18 protein-coding genes and 1 pseudogene are annotated in these 21,284 nt (G+C 56.3%); 1 reads left to right on the forward strand and 18 read right to left on the reverse strand.

Annotation, left to right across the window (positions count from 1 at the left end; genetic code table 11):
* Window positions 1–70: 70 nt before the first annotated feature.
* The 12 genes and pseudogenes from HMPREF2562_RS07080 to glnA all read right to left on the reverse strand — a co-directional run bounded on the left by HMPREF2562_RS07080 (window position 71) and on the right by glnA (window position 12,229).
* Complete coding sequence (locus HMPREF2562_RS07080; protein ID WP_070549806.1) at window positions 71–697, reverse strand: hypothetical protein; 627 nt, start codon at window positions 695–697, stop codon at window positions 71–73.
* Between the two features lie 308 nt (window positions 698–1,005).
* Window positions 1,006–1,296: a PspC domain-containing protein gene (locus HMPREF2562_RS07085; protein ID WP_038625915.1), complete on the reverse strand. Its 291-nt coding sequence runs from the start codon at window positions 1,294–1,296 to the stop codon at window positions 1,006–1,008.
* A gap of 51 nt (window positions 1,297–1,347) precedes the next feature.
* The gene (locus tag HMPREF2562_RS07090) at window positions 1,348–1,542 is read right to left on the reverse strand and encodes a PspC domain-containing protein (protein ID WP_038625912.1); all 195 of its coding nucleotides are present in this window, start codon (window positions 1,540–1,542) and stop codon (window positions 1,348–1,350) included.
* A gap of 346 nt (window positions 1,543–1,888) precedes the next feature.
* Window positions 1,889–2,338 carry a hypothetical protein gene (locus HMPREF2562_RS07095; RefSeq protein WP_070549807.1) on the reverse strand — a complete coding sequence of 150 codons (450 nt, stop codon included), beginning with the start codon at window positions 2,336–2,338 and terminating at the stop codon, window positions 1,889–1,891.
* Window positions 2,335–2,859 carry an ImmA/IrrE family metallo-endopeptidase gene (locus tag HMPREF2562_RS07100; protein WP_083295716.1) on the reverse strand — a complete coding sequence of 175 codons (525 nt, stop codon included), beginning with the start codon at window positions 2,857–2,859 and terminating at the stop codon, window positions 2,335–2,337. Before HMPREF2562_RS07100 ends, HMPREF2562_RS07095 begins: the two co-directional genes overlap by 4 nt.
* Window positions 2,860–3,208: 349 nt before the next feature.
* The gene (locus HMPREF2562_RS07105) at window positions 3,209–3,703 is read right to left on the reverse strand and encodes a hypothetical protein (RefSeq protein WP_070549808.1); all 495 of its coding nucleotides are present in this window, start codon (window positions 3,701–3,703) and stop codon (window positions 3,209–3,211) included.
* A 485-nt stretch (window positions 3,704–4,188) separates the two neighbouring features.
* The gene (locus tag HMPREF2562_RS07110) at window positions 4,189–5,406 is read right to left on the reverse strand and encodes a hypothetical protein (RefSeq protein ID WP_070549809.1); all 1,218 of its coding nucleotides are present in this window, start codon (window positions 5,404–5,406) and stop codon (window positions 4,189–4,191) included.
* On the reverse strand, window positions 5,403–5,960 hold the full coding sequence (locus HMPREF2562_RS07115) for a DUF4365 domain-containing protein (RefSeq protein WP_070549810.1): 558 nt from the start codon (window positions 5,958–5,960) through the stop codon (window positions 5,403–5,405). The genes HMPREF2562_RS07110 and HMPREF2562_RS07115 overlap by 4 nt, the downstream gene beginning before the upstream one ends.
* 58 nt (window positions 5,961–6,018) lie before the next feature.
* Window positions 6,019–6,756, reverse strand: a complete 738-nt coding sequence (locus HMPREF2562_RS07120; protein ID WP_070549811.1) for a PaeR7I family type II restriction endonuclease — start codon at window positions 6,754–6,756, stop codon at window positions 6,019–6,021.
* Window positions 6,757–8,316, reverse strand: a complete 1,560-nt coding sequence (locus HMPREF2562_RS07125) for an Eco57I restriction-modification methylase domain-containing protein (RefSeq protein ID WP_210384450.1) — start codon at window positions 8,314–8,316, stop codon at window positions 6,757–6,759. It abuts the gene before it with no gap.
* Between the two features lie 625 nt (window positions 8,317–8,941).
* A pseudogene (locus HMPREF2562_RS07130) lies at window positions 8,942–9,775 on the reverse strand (tyramine oxidase subunit B); the annotation flags it as partial.
* A 1,017-nt stretch (window positions 9,776–10,792) separates the two neighbouring features.
* Entirely contained in the window at window positions 10,793–12,229 is a 1,437-nt protein-coding gene (gene glnA, locus HMPREF2562_RS07135) for a type I glutamate--ammonia ligase (RefSeq protein WP_048732575.1), read from the reverse strand.
* A gap of 404 nt (window positions 12,230–12,633) precedes the next feature.
* Between glnA and HMPREF2562_RS07140 the strand changes: the two genes are divergently transcribed.
* Window positions 12,634–13,152: an RDD family protein gene (locus tag HMPREF2562_RS07140; protein WP_016423046.1), complete on the forward strand. Its 519-nt coding sequence runs from the start codon at window positions 12,634–12,636 to the stop codon at window positions 13,150–13,152.
* Between the two features lie 2 nt (window positions 13,153–13,154).
* Here the strand turns inward: HMPREF2562_RS07140 and HMPREF2562_RS07145 are convergent, their stop codons facing one another.
* The 6 genes from HMPREF2562_RS07145 to sucB all read right to left on the reverse strand — a co-directional run.
* A complete protein-coding gene (locus tag HMPREF2562_RS07145) occupies window positions 13,155–14,774 on the reverse strand; it encodes an aspartate:alanine exchanger family transporter (protein ID WP_210384451.1) in 1,620 nt (539 codons plus the stop codon).
* Between the two features lie 269 nt (window positions 14,775–15,043).
* Window positions 15,044–15,823, reverse strand: coding sequence for a DUF4191 domain-containing protein (locus HMPREF2562_RS07150; protein ID WP_069359204.1), 780 nt, complete (start codon window positions 15,821–15,823; stop codon window positions 15,044–15,046).
* 93 nt (window positions 15,824–15,916) lie between these two features.
* Complete coding sequence (gene lipA, locus HMPREF2562_RS07155; protein WP_069359203.1) at window positions 15,917–16,975, reverse strand: lipoyl synthase; 1,059 nt, start codon at window positions 16,973–16,975, stop codon at window positions 15,917–15,919.
* Between the two features lie 9 nt (window positions 16,976–16,984).
* Window positions 16,985–17,788 carry a lipoyl(octanoyl) transferase LipB gene (gene lipB / locus HMPREF2562_RS07160; RefSeq protein ID WP_048732570.1) on the reverse strand — a complete coding sequence of 268 codons (804 nt, stop codon included), beginning with the start codon at window positions 17,786–17,788 and terminating at the stop codon, window positions 16,985–16,987.
* 152 nt (window positions 17,789–17,940) lie between these two features.
* Window positions 17,941–19,566 carry an inorganic phosphate transporter gene (locus tag HMPREF2562_RS07165; RefSeq protein ID WP_016423042.1) on the reverse strand — a complete coding sequence of 542 codons (1,626 nt, stop codon included), beginning with the start codon at window positions 19,564–19,566 and terminating at the stop codon, window positions 17,941–17,943.
* A 569-nt stretch (window positions 19,567–20,135) separates the two neighbouring features.
* Window positions 20,136–21,284 (reverse strand): 2-oxoglutarate dehydrogenase, E2 component, dihydrolipoamide succinyltransferase (sucB, locus tag HMPREF2562_RS11080; RefSeq protein ID WP_246819340.1); only part of this gene is annotated, 1,149 nt, incomplete at its 5' end.

Here is a 21,284-nt window from a genome sequence, read left to right on the forward strand (position 1 = left end):
ATGCGACTAGCTAGGGAAAGAAAAAGAGCGTGCCACCCGGCACGCTCAAAATCTTTCGGTTCGTGTAGAACTACTTGTTCTCGTAGGAGTCGGAGTAGTTCTGGCCGTCCTCAGAGGTCCACTTCATGGTGTCCTTAGTGAACGGCTGCTCCCAGCCGTTTTCAATCTCGGACTCCGGAGCGGTCGGCAGACCAATCTCGTTTTCCAGTGCACCGTTGGCAACCCAAGTCTCGCGAATCTTACCAATCAGTGGCTGTGCACCGTTGGTATCCGGGGACTCAACGAAGGTGACATTCTCGTATTCAGCGGCAACTGCGTCGCCGGCCTTCTTAGCGGACTTGAACTCGCCAGCTTCAGTACCGTACGGGGAGGTGAAGGAAGAAGCTGCCTCGGTGATGGACTCAGGCAAGTCAGCTTCTGCCACATCCTCGCCAGCAGCGTCGCCCAGACCCAGACCGTTCATAGCCTCGTTAGCCTTGTCCTTAGCACCGTCAGCAGCGTCGCCAGCCTTGTCCTTAGCGCCGTTCATAGCGTCGCCAGCCTTATCAGTGGCGTCGGTTGCTACCTGGCCAGCCTGATCCTTGGCGTTGTTAGCAGCATCCTGTGCATCATCGGAAGAACATGCAGCCAGACCGCCGAGAAGAGCGGCGGAGCCGACGATTGCGGTAGCGATACGGGTCATCTTCTTGTTCTGCATTTCAAACCACTTTCTTGAGAGCTAACTAAGTTACCTATTCAATTATTGGCATCTTCCACTATTTGCCCGAATTAAATTCAAAGAGAAAATGACAGTTCTTTCGAATATCAGGCATTGGAAGATGGTGTGGCTTCAAAGCCCTACAGAAAGAACACTAGGTAATTCTGAGGCTTGTGCAAGTCAAACTGCGTGAATCTGTGTACTTTATGCACTATTTGTTACCGAATTTACGTGATTGCGAAATTGGAATAGTGCTGGTGAGGGCGTTGCGAGTAACGGAAAGGTATCAATCTTATTAAGCTTGACGTTTATTGCTTATTTTCTTTCCCCGTGGGGTTGGAGCCGCGGGCATCGTCGTCAAGCGTGTACTTGCCATCTGGCAGGACGAACCATGCCAAAAGGTAAAGAGCTAGGAATCCAGCGCCAATCTTCCAGCCAAGCATCGATCCAACGCAGGGGAGGATGATATAGACCATTCGCGTGAAAGTGATATCCCAACCTTGGCTTTCCGCAATTCCTGCGAGGACGCCACCGAGGAGGCGGTCATTACGCGAGCGGTAAATTTTCTTGGTGGATCTTTCGGGAGCGGCGTCGCTCATTAGATAAATACTCCGAGGTATGGATATTTAGGTATTTCCGGTTGATTGCGCTTATACGTAAGTTTCCTTCGGCATGATAATCCATGCTGCAATGTAGAGAAGAAACTGCGGGCCCGGCATCAGGAAAGACGCGACAAATATAACGCGCAGCAAAGTCGCATCCCAGTTGAAATACTCAGCGAACCCACCGAGCACACCGGCAACCATTTTGTTATTGGTGGAACGGGTCAGTGACTTGTTGTTCATACTTATCAAGGGTAGCCCTAATCCGTTTAGTTCGCAGTGGTGCTAGCTCTACTAAAAGTGTCGACCTAAACAGCATGCCGCGGGCAAAACACCGCTACCCCAAGGCGATTAGGTGGGGTAGCGGTGTGGGCGTCGTCAAGCGAGTTTTACTGGGCGAGGGGCACATTTAACAACTCTCTGACCTGCACGAACGTAAACCACCATGTAAGCGTTCCCCACGAACCTCCCCGTCAATTTCGACACCACCTTTTTACAGGAATGCTTTTGCCAAACAGTTCTTAGGAAGTGCTGATTGCGATGCTTTTAGTGCTCGGACTTAAGTAGGTGGGTTAAGTTCACCCATTCGTCACTGATCGCTTTTTGGGAAAATTCCTCGAACAATGCCGTAGACCAAACCAATTACTTCCACCACAACTGAACCCATGTACGCTATGAGGACCTGGTCCGAGAGGTAAAAGCCATCTTTCGATGGATCATGAGGGCCTGTGGCTGATAGGTAAATCAGAAAATGAGCCACAATGAGCTGGGCTATGAGAATGCAAAGCAAGACCCAAGCATAGATGTTTCTATTGCGAGTGTCTGATTCATACCTGCCGTTTTCTAGTTGCTCTCTCGTCGGGTCTTTCTTTTGGTGTCCGAAACGCGAGAATCCTTTCCGCCAAGCCCTATGGGGCTTGGTGGGGAAATCCAAAGCATCAATGCTGGATGCCCCCTCCTGTGCGACCTCCCGGTCGTCAATATGAGGCCGGGGAGCGCCTGCGGAGGAGCTCTCTGATGACGTTTCTGCTTCGGTCACGCAACAAGACCCAGGTTGCGTAAGCGGATCGACATTGCTTGCTCGGATACCCGAAACAGTCGCGCCAATACCCCAACGTCCTGAGTCAATTGATACTTCTCCTTGACAGCCTCAGCAGGCATGAGTAAAGCTGCGGCGAACCTGTTTGCGTAAATCTCTTCAATGTCGGTCCCTTCACCAGCGAGACGACCTCGGTCTCTCTTCTTCCGAGAAAGGGAACGCCGATAGGTGTCGTAAAAATGACCCATTTCATGGGCGATAGTGAAGCGCTGACGCTCAACATTGTGCTTGTTGTTGACGACGATAAATGCCCCCTTTTCGTCCCAATCGAGGTAACCAGAAAGATTAGAAGGGAGGTTATAGCCAAACACTGGCACTCCATATACTCGGGCAACCTGCAAAGGGTCAACAGGGAGTGCCACGTCGCCAGCCGCGTCCGAGTAGGCGAGACGCAAAGCAGTTGCTGCGTCACCGGCAGGAGTTAGAGGGCGACCAAATTCAAGAGGTGGGATAGTGGTCATGAGATTACTCCTTCCGTGCGTAAACAACAGCTTTCAGAATCATCATAACCAACCGGAATGTGATGATGCCCTTAACATCGGCTCCTGGTCGAGTTATTCTCTCATTAACTACAACGTCCATGTGATGCCTAAGATTCCATCAACCATATTTGGGGGTATTGAACGCTTTTTCTGAATGGCAGAAATCCACTTTTCGTTGCACTATCCCATTTCTTGGAACTCAGATATTCCCGTCCATTTGAAGACAGAAAAGAGAAAACCCCTGCTAGAAAGGCGATATAAGTGTTTGCCAGGCAGGGGCTACAAGAGGCTATGTGTGGGTCAAAACTCGTGCATTACAATGAGCTACCTACACTCGCTCCCACGTCCCAAGGAAGATATTCGTCTGAACACCCTGCAACCGTAGCCGCCGCACGGTGGAGCACGCCCCGACCTTGGTGCGTGCAATGCAGACTAGTTCGCCCGTGTCGGCTGTGCGCACCTCGAAGCGGTACATCTTATCGGGAATGTCCGTGGTGCCCTCGTCGACGACATGGTACGGGCGACTTCGCGGAATACGGGCGCCAGCGGTGGTATTCCACTGGGGGCCAAAGAATACTTCGTCGGCCACGCGGTGCTCGGAGGTCTTCTCCCGTTCACGGGAGGCTTCTTCGCACGGAATAGCTGCGTTGGTGTGCGACTGGAACGTGCGCCAGGCAATGCGGTCAAACGTGAACGCCTGGTTTTCCGCTTTCGTAAGTTTGCTTGGGTCAACGTCGGCCTCAACAGTGACTTCGCCATTGCAGTCGGCGGCGCGAAGAAGTGCGTGCAGCAGGCCGGTGGGACGGTCGGGGCGCAGAGGCATGTGTTGCCCGTCCGAACCGAGAACACGGAACGTACTCGCGTGTCGGTCCGCGAAGCGGGTGAGGGAGGACAGTTGCTCGCGGTCAATGTAGAAGCGGAGCTGGAGAGGGGGGGGCGGTTGTGATTGCGGTCTGATGGTTGGCGGATGGACGGATTGAATGAGTGTGGTGGGTGCTCATGGCTGGCCATTGTTGCAGGCCCTGGGTCTTTTGCATGTGCGTTGGGGGGGGGGGCAAGACTCGTGTGAAAACTCGATTGTCCAGGTTTGTTTCAATACCGGTCTGTGGCGAAAACACTGAGGACACGCTCGATTTCGGGATTGTGTGCTGCACGTTCACGCGTCCTGGATTATGGTGGTGATGCACCTAACAAGCCCCCCCCCGAGCGCTGCGGGTGCGAAAACGAGGCCCCTTGATTGCGTGGCCCGCTCACGGCCTGCTTTCCCCCAAAGCAGGCCGTGAGTCTTTTTTAAGAACTCAGGTGACTTTAGCGTTCTTGCAGTAGGTCTAGCTGCTCCAGAGTTCCGCTTCGGGATTCCGTTTCGCCTTCTCCGCTGACTCTCGCGTTAGTTACACGAACACCCCGCACCTCAAGGAACTCTGCCTTCTCGGCGATACCACTGACCTCAAGAAACACGCCACGACCGTGCGCTTCCAACGCCTTGTCATAGTCGGATTCGTTGAGGTGACCGGTGAATACACGCGTTTTGCCGTCTCGCCCCGTCCCTCGCATCTTGATCCGTCGCGAGTCCGGTTCGTCCCACTGGCGCATAAGTCCAATGACCTCACCTGCCACGACCATTTCGGTAGGCTGCGGAGCCTGTTTCAGCGTCGCAATGCCCGCTTCCACAGCTTCGGTCAACGTCGGTTCGAGAACAACCGCCCCGCGATACGACACGACGGAAGGTTCGTCAGCTTCGGTCTTAATGAACTCGACCGAGACTTCCGTCTCGTCCGTGCCAATGAGGTTTCGGAAACCAGTCAGCATTTCGACGGACACCCCCTGGGTCATTGCCCACCCGAAGGCATCGGGGTCTTTGTCTTTGCGGAACTCTTCGAGGACTTCCTTGGTCGCCTGAACCGAGGCGAACACCGTCTCGGTGACTTCGCGGGACGATACCTGAGAGTGCTTCTTCATCTTGGCACTGTTGCTAATCGACAACGCAGCAGTCGCCGGGACAAATGCTTTCACGACGTAACTGCCGACTTCCGTTTGGCCCATGAGACATGAGTCCAGGTAGTTGTTGGCAATGACACGGTGGGAACCCTGGTACCAGCGCTTGGGTTCATGGCTGACTCGGGCACCTGATTTCAGCACTTCTCCCAGTCCTTCGACCAGACGTGCTCCCATGTGCCATTCGACGACACCGCTACGCACCGCCGGCCCGTCGGTCGATACGACGAACTTGTCGAGGGAGCGCTCAAGGCGCAGTTGGGAGGTGGCCAGTTCTTCGACGACATTGGCGGCGCTGAGGTCTGCCAGCTCGGTCAGTGCTCGGTAAGCAATCCGCTCAAAATCGGGTGCTTCGGGATTGTGGGGCAGGAAAACCCCAGCCTCTTCTCGAATGACCGCAGGTTCGAGTTTCGCCGTGGGGGAGGGGACCCATAGCGATATGCGCGGGTTGTCGTCGTCGGTTTGTTTGACCCACGCCAGCTCGGTCAGCGTCAGTTCGAGAGCTTGGATGTCCAGAGGTGCGTTATTCATAGTTTAAGCTCCCCTCTGCGGTGGAGGGCGAACAGTTCGACGAGTGCAGCGTCGTCGAAAACGTTGGCTGTCGGAATTTTGACGATAACGTCGCCGTCGTCGGCCACGTCGGACGGCTTCTCGCCCGTGAGGTTGATCCAATAGTTGCGGGCGCTGAGTTGGGTGAGCGCATCCTCATGTCCAACCCATTCGTTCATGTCCGGGTGAACGAGTTGAGCGACCAGAATGAGCGGTTCGTTCTTGCCCACGAAGCGGTAGTCGTCGTATCGCTGCTTCGATACTTTCACCTTGACGAACTCGTCGTTAGCGTTGCCTTTTTCGGTGCATTTGAGTTGCAGGTTGATGGTCAAGCGGTCGCGGACATTTTTCGTCTCGTGGGTGACAGTGACATCAATGCCTGTGTCGATACTCTCGGTTTTGGCAACGCAACCTGCGGCGCCCGCGATGGCGTGGATAACACCAGCCTGGAACTCTTCTTTGAGTTCGGTGCGGCGGGTGGGGCGACCGCGAACCCACACCTCCTCATACCCAGATCTAATCGCCAATGCAGTCATAGTCGGAGATTCTAGTGGTTGCCTACATTCTTAGCTGGGGTTTGGGGTTAGAAAAGTGTTACTTCGTCAGCGCATCGAAAACGTCGTCGGGCAGCGCCTTAATGTAGGCGATTCTCGCCATGATCGCCGCTTCGAGATTCGCCACGGACAGTCGCATCGACGGCTCATAAAACTCGCTCTGTCCTACTGCTGAGGTAATCAATGCTGCTGCGTCGTAGTTGGACTCGGCAACCATGCGCTCGAAGAAAATCTGGTAGCGATCGATGTATGACGTGCCACGGAAAATCGGGTCAGCCTCGAATGGCATCCCGGCAGGCAGTCCGACTGGCCTCGTCGAACCGTCCGCCGATTCGACGAGCATGACGAAACCAAACCACGGCTTCAAACGCCCAAACAAACCTCGCTCCGCGGCCATTTGCGAATCGGCAGCAAGACCTAGTGCTTCCTCGGTTCGATTGTTGAAGTTGTTGCCGAATGAAGGGCCCTTTTGGGACTTGAACTCCATTGCGGCGACGAGTGCGCCGCGGTGCAAAACGATTAGGTCCCAGTTCTTTGCCGGACGGAAGTATGCAGGTAGGTTGTTCTTGCCCGTGGTTTTGACCGTGAGTTCAATGTCTGGGTCGGAAAGCCAAATTTCTGCCACGACCTGCTGTACCCCGTCCATTTGCTTGCCGCCGGTTACGGCCGAGCGGTTGCCGTAGTCTTTGATCCCGGTGATCGCTCCCTGACGATTGCGTTGGAGGTCAAGACCCTGCCAATAGGCTGCGACAGCTAGTTCCCACTTTGACCTGTCCATTTATGCCATCCACCGAAACTCATGTGGCAAGTCGTAAGCCTCAAAAGCTGCTTCGGTTGCCAACGCGCGATCACCGTTACGAAACGCCAGTCTAAGTTTCTCGGCAGTCTCAGAGCCAATCGAAGCGGGGGTAGGAACCGCAATCTTGCGCAAATACTGCGCTTGGAATCTGAGCGTTCCACCACGCATCAGCACAGCGTAGGACCGAATGAACATTTCTGCGAGGTCGGAGAGGAGCAGGCCAGCAAGTACCTCAAGGTCCCACGTCGACGAGGTGATGTAGTACAGGTTGTGGTGGGGGTATAAGCCACCTGGTTCGAGTACTGGCGTGATTCGCGCCTTCATGTCCTGGAACAGCAACTTCGGGCTAGCGGCAAGACCAGGCTTTACTTTGTCAATGGTTCGGTGCCACTGCCTCGGGTTCTTCTTAGCGACGAACCGGGATTGCACCTTTCCGATAGACAACAAGTGGGCTTTCATGAGCGGGAAGTCGTCAATGTCCACGAGTACACCATCCTCGTCCCACGGGTTGACCAGGAGCTTCTTCGTCTCTTTAAGTGTCCCGGAACGTATGTCGTCTGCCATAACAATAGGTAGCAAACGAGAGGGTTCAATCGTCTCCGACGCGGCGACATCAACGAGATAGGCTTTGTCTGCTCCGGTAGCGACCCCAATGCCAATCGTTGTCGACCCGTCCGCTTCCAGCGTTGAAAAATGCTCCTGCAAGTACTCCAGCAGTGCAATGGTGTCGGGGTCTCCTGTCGGCCAGAAGTCGTCGGTTTCAAACCAGCTCGGGAGCTTGGCACCCTTCCAACCATGTCCTTGATAACGGTCCTTGGACGAATGACAAAAGGCTAGAAAGTCCTCGGCGGACATTGGGCCGAAACTCTCGGTGGCCTCAACAACAACCGCCTGCTCTTGAGCCTTGTTCGCAAGCACGGTGATCGCTGGGTACGCAGAGACGGTGGAGTCGAAGGCATCCACGTCGTGCATGGTGAGTGCTGTCTCCATAGCGTAGGAGGTGTAGACGAGACGGCGGAGGGACTTGCCATACGCATTGCGCATCCATCGGTCGGCGCAGATAAACCCAAGTTTTCCGTTGGGCTTAAGCAGACGCAGGCCTCTCTCGAAGAAGCCGACGTAAATGTCGCAGCGTCCACGCATGGTTGACCAGCGCGAGCGGTAGAGGACCTGCATCTCGGCGGGAATGTCGTCGCTGCGAATGTATGGAGGATTGCCTACCACGAAGTCCGCTTCGGTAGGCACTTCGTCAAGAAGGAAGTCAGCGCAGCGCACCCATTTCTGTGAGACAGCCTGTGCGTCCTCGTGGGAGTACCCAGCATCAATCAGCAACCCGGCGACGAGGCTCCTGCATGTCGCAACGTGAGCGGGTCGAACGTCGAAGGCAGAAATTGCGGGCATGAGGTCGGCGGCGGGTGCAAGGGTGCCATGTAGTGAGCCCAAGAGACGTTCAACAATCGGACGCAGGAACGCTCCAGACCCAATTGCTGGCTCGACAAGAGTGAGGGTCGTCAATGGTTTGTCTGCCGTGTACCCCACCAGGTCAAGTATCAGTTCGACCACCCATCGTTTGGTGAAAACTTCTCCAAAATTTTGGGTTGGCTCGTGCATCTCGGTTCCTTTTCGCAGTGGTGGGTGCGCTTCGAGAACCGAGTGTATTGTTACCCCAATTGTCGGTTTTACTTGGGGGTAGTTGGTGTCATTCCACCTGCTTAATAAGTGGCCTGGCGCTTACGCCGGCCCCACCCACAACCTTTGCTGCACAGCCGTCTCGAACCCCGCCACGGTGTGCGAATCGGGCCACACTGCGCCCTGGATAATCTTCGTCAGTGTCGCCTTGCCGACCTCGGCGCGCCTGCATAGTTCAGCTTGGGAGACTCCCGCGGAGAGGTTCGTTTCGACAACCGCAGCGAGGTTCGCAACGAAGGTCTGCACAAGTGCGTCGGCGCCGTCGCAGGTGGGGTCGTTCGGCCAGGCGGGGGTAGAGCGCGTTGGGGGCGGGGTGTGAGGTGCGCCCGCGCCCTGGGGTGGCGGGCGTGGTCATAGCTTTCACTGTAGTGGCCGGGTTCGTCAGGGTGGGAACCAAACGGCGCAGGTGGGGGAGGTGTAATCCGGTACACCGGACGAAAACGCTATAGTTGAATGAGCCGTTACACTGAAGAAAGACGCCTGGGCCGTTCTCGTTGAACCACTCTTCGTATAGGCCGGTGTAGTCAACGACGAGGTTGCAGTCGTCGGAACGCACGAAGTCGTCGTCTAGGCGTGCAGCAGCCGGCATGAGCAGCAACGCGCCGGGCTTCAGGTACTCTTTCTTGAAGTACGGGAAACCGGACGGGCCATCGGAGGAAGTCGAGGTGCCGGCGATGAGGATGTCGGAGTCGCGGATGGCCTCTTCTTCGGTCTCGACGATACGGACCTCTTCAAGCTGTTGAAACTCGTTCTTAATCCAATCGACAGCTTTCTGGGTCGAAGCCTGGGAGCGGCCCTTGACCTTAACCTTCTTGATGCTCGGACGCTGCGACATGGCAGAGCCGAGAATGGTGCGGCTCATAACACCCGGGCCAATGATGCCAACGACCTCGGCATCTTCGACGGCCAGGTGCTTGACGCCGACACCCGGAACAGCGCCGGTGCGGTAGGCCGACAGGAGGTTTGTCGACATGACAGCCTTCGGTGCACCCGTAATCGCATCGTTGAGAATGAACAGGTGAATCGAACGTGGCAGGTCGTTCTGGCGGTTATCGGCATTGGAGCCGTACTACTTCACGCCTGCGCCATTGAAGCGACCACCGAGGTAGGCGGGCATTGCCATGAAACGACGGTCAGGGCCATTTGCCGGCATACCCTCATGGATTGGGTTATCCGGGAAGTTGATCTGGGCACCGTGGGAGTTAGCGGAAGCGCCGGCCATCCGGTAGTCGCCGTCGGCCAGCAGAATCAGGGTTTCTTCCATGGTCTCAACACACTTGGCGAAATCCGTGACACCAGCTTCAACCATGTCAGGTTCGCTGAGGTAGAGAAAATCAATGCGAGTTGAGTTTTCTGGGTTGGCAGCGTTTTCGTTAGTCAAGAATGCTCAAATCCTTCTTAATGTTCATCGGCCACCCTATGCGGCGGCTCTGCTTAAGAAATTCCAGATGCATGCTCTCCAGAATCAATCAAATCGCCTCGGCGTGGGCTCTCGAGTCGCCATTTCCGAGGGGTATGGCGTACCACCATACGGAAAAACCACAGCGTAGGGGCGTTTACGCAGTTTTCAGCACGACATTCCCGCTTTACGACGGTCACAGCGACAGAGCCCAATTTCCGTCAATAAGTTGCCCGTAATAACTACTTCGACATGCACAATTGATACTTTTTGAGAACGATTACAGATGAGTGAATTATCCTCCCACGCATCAATGTTTATGAACTTTGTCACATGTCATTAAGTTGCGACACATTTCTGGTTCAACGGGCGTGATTGCCTGGCGTCCTACCTTCGCAGCATGCCCCATCCGCTCTTGGTGTCCGCCCCCTTGCGGTGTCCCTCGCATCCGTCCCTCGTGTTGTCCCTAGCGACACCCTCGCACGTATGGCCAATTTCCTGGCACTTATCGATGATTTTCCTTCACTTGTCGACGGCTGTCCGGCACTTATGCGCACGGTATCCTCCCCACCCTGTCACTTGTCGATGCGCTGTTCACTTATGGCCACGCTATAGCGCATCGACAAGTGAATATTGCATCGATAAGACTGGGGCGGAGAGTGTGCAACTCTACTCGTGCAGGGGTCGCGGCCCTTTTGTGGTGGTGTATGACCCTGTTCAGGGGAGTGGCCCGGAACCGCGCACAAATTCGTGCTCACATACGCGCGCGTATGCGGGCCCAGGCGCCCGCAGTCAGCATGGCCGCAACGAAAAACCGCCTGGCCACATTTACTGTGGTCAGACGGTTTTGGCTATTGACTTCAAGCAGCTAGGCGGCCACTAGGAGCAATGGGGGCTGCTCGCTGTGGCCGTCGTGAAGCGAAAACTTTAGCAGTCGTAGTACATTTCGTATTCCTGCGGAGTCGGGCGCAGGCGAACCGGTTCGATCTCGTTTTCGTACTTGTAGTCGATGTAGGTCTGGATGAGGTCCTCGGTGAAGACATCGCCCTCGAGCAGGAACTCGTGGTCATTGCGCAGGGCCTCGAGTGCGGCCTCGAGAGAGGTCGGAGCCTGCGGGATGTCGGCAGCTTCCTCCGGCGGGAGCTCGTAGAGATCCTTGTCGACCGGAGCGTGCGGCTCGATGCGGTTCTTCACGCCGTCCAGTCCGGCCATCATCATGGCAGCGAAGCCAAGGTACGGGTTGCCCGACGGGTCCGGGGCGCGGAACTCGATGCGCTTTGCCTTCGGGTTGGAGCCGGTGATCGGAATGCGAACAGCGGCAGAGCGATTGCGCTGCGAGTAGACCAGGTTGATCGGAGCCTCGAAGCCCTTGACCAGGCGGTGGTAGGAGTTCAGGGTCGGGTTGGTGAAGGCCAGTACCGCACCTGCGTGGTGCAGGATGCCGCCGATGTACCAGCGAGCGATGTCCGACAGGCCTGCATAACCGGCCTCATCGTGGAACAGTGGCTTGCCGTCCTTCCACAGCGACTGGTGAGCGTGCATGCCCGAGCCGTTGTCGCCAGCCAGCGGCTTCGGCATAAAGGTGACGGACTTGCCCTCTTCCCAGGCGGTGTTCTTGATGATGTACTTGAAGGTTTGCAGGTCGTCTGCAGCGTGCAACATCGTGTTGAACTTGTAGTTGATCTCCTGCTGGCCACCAGTGCCGACCTCGTGGTGGGCGCGCTCCAGGTCGAAGCCGGCGTCAGCGAGCTTCAGGCACATCTTGTCGCGCAGGTCCTGGTAGTGGTCGTACGGAGCGGTAGGGAAGTAGCCGCCCTTTAGACGGGTCTTGTAACCCAGGTTTGCAGAGCCGTCCGGGTTCTGGTCCTTGCCGCGGTTCCACCAGCCTTCGATGGAATCAACTTCGTAGAAGCCGCGGTTGGTGTCGGTCTCGAACTTGACGTTGTCGAAGATGTAAAACTCCGCCTCAGCGCCGAAGAAGCAGGTGTCGGCGATGCCGGTAGAGATGAGGTATTCCTCCGCCTTCTTCGCGACGTTACGCGGGTCGCGGGAGAACGGCTCGAGGGTAAACGGATCGTGGACGAAGAACTTGACGTTCAGGGTCTTTGCCTTGCGGAACGGGTCAATGCGCGCGGTGCTCAGGTCGGGCAGCAGTGCCATGTCGGACTCGTCGATGGAAGTGAAACCACGAATCGAGGAACCGTCGAATGCCAGGCCTTCGGCCATCGCGTCCTCGTCAAATGCGGATGCCGGGATGGTGAAGTGCTGCTCGATGCCGGGAACATCCGTGAAGCGGACGTCGACGAACTCGACGCCCTCTTCCTTGATATACGCGACTACTTCCTCGGGAGTTTTGAAGGACATGTGCGGTCTCCTTAGTTGGCCTTGTTTAGTACGCAGTAGGGAATTCTTGCACGATGTTTCGTGCACCTGCCGCGCTGTCAAGGACTGGCCGGTTGACGCCTTCAAGCTTAACGAACCACGCATTCATTCTGGAATTAGAACCACGAATTTCTGGCATGGTGCGTGAGAAATTCGCCAATACGGAACAGGTTACGCAAATAGGGAGCAGGTTATCTATTTGTGGAAACAAGGCAATACCCTGCGCATTCATGTCACACACGCTTTACGACGCGCCTTTAGCTCCCGTGCTGATAAGAAAATGGAAAAGGCGACGCAACATCGCCCCCGGATTACCCCCGCACGCGCTGAATGGCTGTCCCAGCCCGTGATTTGATAGCCGGATTGCTGCATTAGACTATGAACCCATGGAAGAAAAGCACAGTTGGCTAGATGGCCCTCAGATTCCGGGAGAGTTCGATAATCCGGACAAGCTCTCGGACTATCCCGGCCAGGCATTGGGTCTTGCCCCCGATGGCCCAGGATCGCAAGCGACGTTGATGCGTCGCGTCGGCGGCATTCTCATTGACTGGATTATTTCCTTGATGATTGCCGGCGCTTTTTCGATGTTCTTCGGCCCGAGCGAGGCGCAGATTGACCAGTTCGGGGATTCGTTTATCGCCTGGCAGTCATTCCTTGCGACCTATTCGCCAGTTGTCTTCCTCATTATTGGCACGGTGTCGGTTTGGCTGTTCGCCCGCACTCCGGGCCAGTGGATGATGAAGATGGGTGTCGCTCGCGTGGACAAGCCCGGCGAGCGAGTTGGCTTTGTTCGTGCCTTCTTCCGCAGCTTGCTTACTCTTTTCTTGCTGCCGCCAGCAATCACCGACTCGGATATGCGCGGCATGCACGACCGTGCCACTGGCACGGCCGTCATTTTGGGTTAGCGCTATAGCACCAACACGACCAGGACCTGGGCGAGAATAATCTTCATGATCATGGCCATTGGATACACCGTTGTGTATCCCATTGCCGGCAACTCGTTCTTGGCCTGGTCGTTGACGTATGAGAGCACTGCCGGGTGAGTCTGCAAGCCCGAGAGGATACCCGCAGTTTGGCCGAATGGAATCTTCAGCACACGGTGACCGACAATGAGGGTCAACAGTGCGGAGCTAAACGCGATGATGGCGGCAAGACCCAGAACTGTCAGTGATGCCGGGTCAGACAACGCAGCCTGGAATCCCTTACCGGCAGTGGTGCCGATACCTGCCAGGAACAGTGCTAGACCCATGGTGCGGAACGCCAGGTTGGCCGAGTAGGGGATAGGCCAGACCAACGGGCCAGTGCGACCGACAGCACCCAGAATCAGCGCCACAACCAGTGGACCACCAGCGGACCCCAGGGCGAGCGAGCTGCCGCCCGGAAGCGGAATCTTGATGAGACCCACCAAGACACCCAGCGTAAGCCCAAGGGTGAGGGGCAAGAGGTTGACGTCGGAAAGCTTCTTGTAGGAGTCGCCGAAGAACTTTGTTGCGTCCTTGATTTTCTCTGGCGGTGCAACCACGCGGACGCGATCACCAAGCTCTAGGCGCATGTTTGGCTCTGCGACGATGTCGTGGTCGCCGCGGCGAATACGCGTAATGATTATGCCGTCCATGCGAGTCTGAAGTTCCGCAATGGGTACACCGACCACGTCAGATGCAGAGACGAAGATGCGACGGAAGTCCAGGCGACCGTCGTGTGTCGGATCACCCGGCATAAGCTCGCCAATGTACTCGGCGGCACGAGCAATTTCTTCCTCTGTACCGACGACGGAAATAATATCGCCGACGGAGACAGTGTCACCCGGAGACGGAATGTAGAGGTGGCCCTTGTACTCAATGCGCGAAACCGTGATGTCCAAACCGAACTTCGACGGAAGGTCAGTGATGGAAGGCAGGTCGTCCTTGAGAATCTTGATGTCCCGAGTATGTAGCGGAAGCGCGGCGACACCTGCGTCAATAGCTTCCTGGTCGTGATCGACGCGGAAGACCTTCGACATAATACCGATAGAGGCAATCACTGCCAGCACGCCGATTGGGTAGGCCAGGGAGTAACCAATCACCGGCATATCGTGGGCAGCGGCCAGCTCGCCCTTATCCGAAATGAGGCTAGGAAGAGCATCGACGATTGCGGCCATAGCCGGGGTGTTGGTCAGGGCGCCTGTGAAGGCGCCTGCGCCCTCCACCGGGTCGATAGGCAAAAACTTGATCAGCAAGAAAGACTCGATAGTGACAACTGCGAGCACACCAATGCCGAACAGGTTGTGCTTGATACCGCGCGAGCGTAACGAGCTGAAGAACTCGGGGCCCGCCTCCAACCCGATGGTGTAGACGAATAATGCCAGGCCCACGATGTAAATCAACGGGGAGATTTGAATTTCCGGCTCAATAGTCGCGAGGATAAGGCCGACGAAGAGGACGGCAGCCACGCCAAGCTTGAAGCCGAAGATCTTGATCTGGCCAATTGCCAGGCCAAGAAACAAAATCACTAGAAGCGCTAAGAATTCATTTTCAGCCAAGAGTTGCACATATCCCATGGTGGCACAACTAGCAGTAATCTTCATTAAGCATTGTTTCCAGCAAGGATACGACCTTTGCTGACAGCGTGATAAGTGAGAGCAATCACTTCAACAAGACATCAATAACTGTGTGTGAAGACATGGCTTTAGGCATCGTTTTAAAGCTTTAAAGCACAAAAAAAAAGGGGGCCCGAAAGCCCCTTTTTTCTGCTTCAACCTAGATTGCCCCTCGGCGGGTTGCCCGAGCAACCGACCCTGGTGAAACCTAGCTAAAACCTCTAGTGCTTCTTGCCGCGATTGGCGGCACGGCGCGCACGACGGTTCATGCCGGCCTGTGGGTTAGCGCCCTTCGGCATTGGACCCTTGGGCATGTTCGCGCGCGCATCGCGAATACGGTCCATCGACTGGATGCGCTCATTCAGAGCGTTGGCCTGATCCTTATTCAGGTTGCGCGGCAAACGCATGAGTTCGCGCTGCAGCTTCTTCGGCGGGACCTGGCCCTCGTCGCTACCAGCAATCATGTCGTAAATCGGCGCTTCGCCCGCAATGCGTGCCAGCGACTTCTTCTCACGAGCAATCATCTGCTTGACGCGGTTCGGATCACCTTCACCGACCAGCACAACACCGGCGTTACCAATAACACGGTGAACAGCATCCATGTGCTGATTAGCGACAACACCGGTCTTGACGTGCCAGACATAGCCAACGCCCTGACGCATATTGTCCAGCGTCCACGCTGCAGCGCCGGCCTGGCCTTCCGCCTCTGTGTAGAAGGACGCCTCAAGACGCTTAGAGAAGATGTACATCGCGACCATAAAGCCGATCGAGATACCAATAATCGTCAGAATCCAGGGCCAGACTCCACCAATGAGCAGACCAAGCAGTAACAGCAGGATAATTGGACCGAAGAAGCCCAGCGCCATGTAAGGCACGAGCTTGTTGTCCCGCGAGCGCTGCAGCTTAAACGCCTGCCACATCTGGCTACGAGTCTGCTTACGCTGAGCGCGCTTGGCGGCGCGGTTCGCCTTCTTCATTTCTTTCGCATCATTGGTCGCCATAATCACCAACTTTAGGGCATGCGATGTAGTTTTAGGCAATAGACCGCGCCGTAGCGCCGTTTCGCTTTACGACGGCGCTGCGGCCGTCAGCCTCTAGGAAGCCGGAATAGCCGAAGTGACTGGCGTATCCTCCGATGCGCCATAGCGGTCAAGCAGAGTCGAGGCTTCCTGAAGTGCGAGGTTGTTGTCGTTTTCGTCGGCAAGCGCGGACAGATGCGCAGGCAGCTCCTGACCGCGGTGCGCCAGTGCGCGGGCGTAGAGCCGTCCAGCGCGGTAGGAAGAGCGGACCAGCGGGCCGGACATGACGCCGGCAAAGCCCATCTCTTCAGCGGTCTTGGAGAGCTTGACGAACTCCTCTGGCTTAACCCAACGTTCAATTGGATGGTGCAGTGGAGTGGGGCGGAGGTACTGAGTGATTGTCAGAATATCGCAGCCGGCATCGTGCAAATCTTGCATAGCGGAGATGATCTCGTCGTAGGATTCGCCCATGCCCAGGATGAGGTTGGACTTGGTAACTAGCCCAGCTTCGCGAGCGCGAGTGATGAGTTCCAAGGAACGCTCGTAGCGGAATGCGGGACGGATGCGCTTGAAGATACGCGGCACCGTTTCCACGTTGTGGGCGAAAACCTCGGGCTTGGCGTCGAATACCTGCTGTGCTGCAGATTCGTCGCCACGGAAGTCATCGACAAGGAGCTCGACTCCGGTATTCGGGTTGAGTTCGTGGATCTGACGGCAGGTCTCAGCGTAGAGCCAGGATGCACCGTCGGGCAGATCGTCGCGGGCGACACCGGTGATAGTGGCGTAACGAAGACCCATCTCGCGGACGGATTCCGCAACACGACGTGGCTCATCCTTATCCAATGGGTCGGGCTTGGCTGAGTTAATCTGGCAGAAGTCGCAGCGGCGGGTGCACTTATCGCCGCCGATGAGGAAGGTGGCCTCGCGGTCTTCCCAACATTCGTGAATGTTCGGGCAGCCAGCCTCCTGACAGACCGTGTGCAAAGAGGCACCCGAGACACGGTTTTTCATGTCCTTGTAGCTGGGGCCCGGACGAACCTGGTTGCGAATCCACCGGGGCTTGTTCTCGATAGGGGTCTCGGCATTTCGTGCCTCGACGCGCAGTAACTTACGTCCTTCTGGCTTAACAGTCACAGTTTCATCCTACTCTTTTGTTGATGAGTACTCGAATATGCCGGTGGTGGAGTTGTGCTTCACCCGGTGTGGCAGGTCCTTCGTGGGGTCGGGCGCGGAGCCGAAGGAATGGTCGGCAACGGTCAAACGGCCTTCCAAAGCATCTTGCAAATCTGCCAGAAGCGACTCTGTCATCTCTGACACGCTAACATCTCGGTCAAGCTCCCGGGATAGGGTGGTCACTCCAGCGTCGGAGATGCCACACGGGATGATGTAGTTGTAGAACTCCATAGAGTTGTCGCAGTTCAGACTGAGTCCGTGCATGGTTACACCATGGGTCACGCGGATTCCCAGTGCCGCAATCTTTCGGTCGCTCAGTCCGTTTGATGCGGGAACCCATACCCCCGAGCGGCCATCGATGCGGCCAGCAGCCGCGATGCCGGCTCGGCGAACGGTTTGAATGAGGGCTTCTTCCAGTCTGCGGACGTAGTCCACCACATCGACCGGCTGAGCGAGCTTGATGATGGGATACATCACAAGCTGGCCCGGGCCGTGCCAGGTGATGCGGCCACCGCGGTCGACATCGACGACCGGCAACCCATTGGTAGGACGGTCCTCCGGCTGGGTGCGCTTTCCTGCTGTGTAAAGACTCGGGTGCTCAAGCACGAGAACCTGATCTGGAATTAGGTCTTTCGCACGCTTGGCAGCAAGGTCTGCCTGTAGGTGCCAGGTCTCTTCGTAGTCGACAAGGCCGAGATGTTGAATCTCGATGTCGGAGCTTGATTCCCGAATGGATTTATCTGCGCGAGTAAAAGGTTTTCTTGGGGCAGTCATGGTGGCCTATAGGATACGCCGAAATTCTGTAGGCCTCAGATTACTTGTTACTTGGATAGCGCCAAACTTACTTGGATAGCGCCAGACGTAAAAATACCCCGGTGGTCACTAGAAAGTGACCGCCGGGGTAAAAGTGGCGTGCTTTTGTGGGCTTAGCCGAAGACGACGCGGAGGATGGAAACGGTGATTGCCGAGATACCTGCAGCGGCCGGAAGGGTAATAACCCAGGCCAAACCAATCGGCTTCATCAGGTTCCAGTTAGCGGCACGGTTAACGATACCGACACCGAGAACGGCACCAATCAGAATGTGGGTGGAGGAAACCGGCAGACCCAGCAGGGAAGCAATCATAACGACCACAGCAGCGGAAAGCTCTGCGGCAAAACCCGATGCTGGGTGAATCTCAGTCAGGCCGGATCCGACGGTCTTGATAACGAAGCGGCCGATAAACCACAGACCGGAGATGAGAGCGACACCCATGGTGGTCATGACTGCCAGCGGGACGCCGGACTCGGAAGAGATCTCGTTGGTACGGAGAACATCCAGAATTGCCACGAACGGGCCAAGCGCGTTAGCGATGTCGTTCGAGCCGTGGGAGAAAGCGAACGCAGCAGCGGTGAAGACCTGCATCCAGCTGAACAGCAGGAAGGTGGAACGATCCAAATCCTGACGCTTCAAAGTACGCGCGAAGATGTAAACGGCAAGCCACACTGCGGTGGCGATCATGCCCATAATCAGGAAGTTGTCCAGGCTGGAAAGCCCTAGGTGAAGGTTCTTCAGACCCTTGAACAGCATCATCGCGGAGATGACAATAGAGCCCAGGGCTGCTAGACCCGGAACCCAAGCTTCCAGCGCACGGTGAGCGCGGACATCATCAACCTTGGATTCGATGTGGACGAGCTTGCGGAAGTACTCAGACTCCAGGTCATCCGGAGTCCAGTCGTTGTCACGCATCGTCGTAGCGTCGCGAAGCATCGCGTTGGTGTACGAGATCTGATCGTGCTCAGGGAGCTTTTCGAAGTCGTCGCGGTGCTGCGCCTTGAGGTCCGCCTTTTCCTGGTGGATGGCCTGCAGCTGCTTGGAAGCCTTGTCGTTGTAGACGAGAATCGAGTTCTTAATGCCGCCGAACAGGAGGAACGCGACCAAACCGCCGAGGAGCGGAGAGAGGACCCAGGAAACGGCGATCTGACCAATCTGATCCCACTGGACCATGCTCCAGCCACCCTTGCCGGTGATGAAACCGACCGTCAGTGCGGCACCGACGATACCGCCGACGATGGAGTGGGTAGTGGAGACTGGCCAACCCATGCGGGTGGCAACGAGGAGCCACACTGCCGCGCCGAGAAGCGCGGACATCATGATGAAGGCGAACTCCATCGGGTCCAAACCGTGGATTGCGTTCAGGTCCACAATGCCGGAACGGACGGTGTCAGTAACCTCGCCACCAGCGAGGACGGCGCCCGAAACCTCAAAGACTGAAGCGACAACAAGCGCCTGCTTCATGCTCAGGGTGCCGGCACCGACTGAAGTACCGAAGGAGTTAGCAACGTCGTTACCGCCGATGTTGAACGCCATGAAGACGGCGAACGCGATGGTAATCAGAAGGATTGCCGTATTTGCCTGCGGGCCCACAAAGTCATAAGCCCAGAAGACAAAAATTACGATGTTGATTGCGAGAAGCCCGCCGAAGAAGAGGTGCCACCACTTATCTGAGGAGCTCGATTGCTCAGATGATGTGGTCCCGGTCGACGAACTAGTATTCGCTGGAGCCGAGGACATGCTCCACCTTTCTAAGTTACGTACAGAGAGCAAAAATAGGCACGCCAAAGAAGCCTGCTGTCTAATGATTTCTTAGATTGGTAAAGGCTAATTGCTAACTAGGTGACGGCGAGGTTAACAAATAATGAATTTAATTATCGCTATCTTCAGCTCTCGTCGGTGTAGCTGAAAGCGATAGCCGGAACTGTGTGCGGGGGTGTGTGGTGTTCTCGCATTTCGGCAGGACAAAAAGTATGCGCATTTGCTACTTGCAGCTTTGCTTTCGGTTCGACCCTCCCGCTGTCTGCTAATGGCTTAACGGCGCAATAACAGCACGTTAATTCTTTGTGCCGATGGAGCCTTTGCTAGCTATGTGTGGCTACGTGAAATCTGAGCACTAGCCAAGAATAGGGGGCCTGCGCATTTGAAGGAATCGCTGATTAGGTTCAACTGCGGGACGAATGCGGCAAAAGAAATACCCGCGTCAGCCGCAAAGTGCGACTAACGCGGGCAGGGAAGAGGCAGAACCTCCTGCTAGCAAGCCAGCTAGATTCCCGCGGCGCTACTACCCCAGGAAGGGAGCAAGCTGCTTAGAGCTGCAGATCCGATTCGAAGTTAGCAACCTCGAGGCGGTCAACAACGGTCGTCATAAAGCGACCTGCATCAGCGCCGTCGATCAGGCGGTGATCGTAGGTAATTGGCAGGAAGACCATGGCGCGAATACCAATGGCATCTGCCTCATTCTCGGTGACGACTACTGCGCGCTTCTTAATCGCGCCGGTGCCGACCATTGCGGCCTGCGGCGGAACCAGAATCGGAGTGTCGGTCAGAGCGCCCTCGGAGCCGATGTTGGTAATGGTGAAGGTGCCGCCGGACAGGTCGTTCGGGGTCAGCTTGTTGTTGCGAGCGCGGTCTGCGATGTCCGCAATAGCAGCAGCCAGCTCCGGCAGGGACATATCCTGAGCGTTGTGGATGACCGGGGAGAGCAAACCCCGCTCGGTATCGACAGCGATACCCAGGTTGACCTGCTCGTGGTAGGTAATCTCCTTGGTCTCTTCGTTCCAGGAAGCGTTGACGTTCGGGTGGCTGACCAGAGCCTCAACGATTGCCTTTGCAAAGAATGGCAGGAAGGTCAGCTTCGCGCCGTGCTTCTTCTCGAACTCAGCCTTCTTAGTAGCGCGCAGATCCCAGATGGCAGTCATATCGGCCTCGTGGACCTGGGTCAGCTGTGCGGAAGTCTGCAGAGACTCGAGGGTCTTGGCAGCGGTAATCTCGCGGATGCGGTTGACACGCTGGGTGGTGCCGCGCAGCTCAGCGAGCTCAGGGCGAACGCCCTTGGTGGACCAGTTGGAGCCGGACTCAGCAGTAGTCTCCTGGCCGCCCTCGGCAGCGCGCAGAACATCCTGCTTACGAATGCGGCCGCCGATTCCAGAGCCCTCGACCTTAGTCAGGTCAACGCCGTGCTTGTCAGCCAGCTTGCGGACCAGCGGGGTGACGTAAGGAACGTCCTTGTTAGCGGAAGGCTTGGATTCAGCCTTCGGAGCCTCAGCCTTCGGAGTCTCCTTCTTCGGCTCTTCCTTCTTCGGCTCCGGCTTGGACTCTGCCTTCGGCTCTTCCTTCTTCGGCTCAGGCTTGGATTCAGCCTTTGGAGCTTCCTTCTTCGGTGCAGCCTTCTTTGGCTGGCCACTGCCAACGCGAGCGATGACCTCGCCGACGTCAACGGTGTCGTCTTCGTCGTA

Origin of the sequence: Corynebacterium sp. HMSC077G07 (assembly GCF_001809225.1) — a bacterium.
GTDB classification, from domain to species: Bacteria; Actinomycetota; Actinomycetes; order Mycobacteriales; family Mycobacteriaceae; genus Corynebacterium; species Corynebacterium jeikeium_D.

What these genes read in the sequence shown, in the direction of transcription:
- HMPREF2562_RS07080 (WP_070549806.1), bottom strand. Translation starts at nt 697, where the DNA reads ATGCAGAACAAGAAGATGACCCGTATCGCTACCGCAATCGTCGGCTCC.
- HMPREF2562_RS07085 (WP_038625915.1), bottom strand. Translation starts at nt 1,296, where the DNA reads ATGAGCGACGCCGCTCCCGAAAGATCCACCAAGAAAATTTACCGCTCG.
- HMPREF2562_RS07090 (WP_038625912.1), bottom strand. Translation starts at nt 1,542, where the DNA reads ATGAACAACAAGTCACTGACCCGTTCCACCAATAACAAAATGGTTGCC.
- HMPREF2562_RS07100 (WP_083295716.1), bottom strand. Translation starts at nt 2,859, where the DNA reads ATGACCACTATCCCACCTCTTGAATTTGGTCGCCCTCTAACTCCTGCC.
- HMPREF2562_RS07105 (WP_070549808.1), bottom strand. Translation starts at nt 3,703, where the DNA reads ATGCCTCTGCGCCCCGACCGTCCCACCGGCCTGCTGCACGCACTTCTT.
- HMPREF2562_RS07110 (WP_070549809.1), bottom strand. Translation starts at nt 5,406, where the DNA reads ATGAATAACGCACCTCTGGACATCCAAGCTCTCGAACTGACGCTGACC.
- HMPREF2562_RS07115 (WP_070549810.1), bottom strand. Translation starts at nt 5,960, where the DNA reads ATGACTGCATTGGCGATTAGATCTGGGTATGAGGAGGTGTGGGTTCGC.
- HMPREF2562_RS07120 (WP_070549811.1), bottom strand. Translation starts at nt 6,756, where the DNA reads ATGGACAGGTCAAAGTGGGAACTAGCTGTCGCAGCCTATTGGCAGGGT.
- glnA (WP_048732575.1), bottom strand. Translation starts at nt 12,229, where the DNA reads ATGTCCTTCAAAACTCCCGAGGAAGTAGTCGCGTATATCAAGGAAGAG.
- HMPREF2562_RS07140 (WP_016423046.1), top strand. Translation starts at nt 12,634, where the DNA reads ATGGAAGAAAAGCACAGTTGGCTAGATGGCCCTCAGATTCCGGGAGAG.
- HMPREF2562_RS07150 (WP_069359204.1), bottom strand. Translation starts at nt 15,823, where the DNA reads ATGGCGACCAATGATGCGAAAGAAATGAAGAAGGCGAACCGCGCCGCC.
- lipB (WP_048732570.1), bottom strand. Translation starts at nt 17,788, where the DNA reads ATGACTGCCCCAAGAAAACCTTTTACTCGCGCAGATAAATCCATTCGG.
- HMPREF2562_RS07165 (WP_016423042.1), bottom strand. Translation starts at nt 19,566, where the DNA reads ATGTCCTCGGCTCCAGCGAATACTAGTTCGTCGACCGGGACCACATCA.